This window comes from Vibrio sp. 1249-1, assembly GCF_033340495.1.
This window is the reverse complement of sequence record NZ_JAWOWJ010000627.1, coordinates 1-663: the sequence shown is the minus strand read 5'-3', so window position 1 is coordinate 663 and position 663 is coordinate 1. Positions and strand designations below refer to the sequence as shown.

General features: G+C 48.6%; 1 protein-coding gene. It reads left to right on the top strand.

Annotation, left to right across the window (positions count from 1 at the left end; genetic code table 11):
* Window positions 1–663: molybdopterin-dependent oxidoreductase (locus tag R7Z50_RS28030; RefSeq protein ID WP_318149825.1), on the top strand; the 663-nt coding region annotated here is incomplete at both ends.

Sequence of the window (663 nt, the reverse complement as noted above, 5' to 3'; positions counted from 1 at the left end):
ATTACATCATGGGCACAGGCCCGGATGGTATCGAGAAAACGCCAGAGGCGGCACAACCAATCACAGGTATTCCTGCTGATGTGATCTTGAAACTTGCGCGTGAAATCGGCGATGCAAAACGTATTTACATCACGCAAGGTTGGGGTCTACAACGCTCAGCAAACGGTGAGCAAGCATGTAAAGCGATCATGATGCTGTCTCTGCTTCGTGGTCAGGTTGGTCTACAAGGCGGTGGTACTGGTGCTCGTGAGGGTAACCACTCTTACCCATTCCAACGCTTCCCGAAAGTGCCAAACCCAATCAGCGCTTCTATCCCAATGTTCCTTTGGACAGACGCGATTTTCCGTGGCACTGAGATGACCGACCTTACTGATGGCATCAAAGGTGTTCAGAAGCTGCAAAATAACATCAAGTTCATCTGGAACTACGCGGGTAACTGTCTGATTAACCAACACTCAGACATCAACCGTACACACGACATTCTTCAAGATGAAAAAGCGTGTGAAATGATTGTGGTGATCGACAACCACATGACGTCTTCTGCGAAGTATGCCGATATCGTACTGCCAGACTGTACAACGTCCGAGCAATCAGATTTCTGTATGGATGGTGCGGCAGCGTCAATGCCTTACTTCATCTTTGTAAGCCAAGCGATTCAACCTC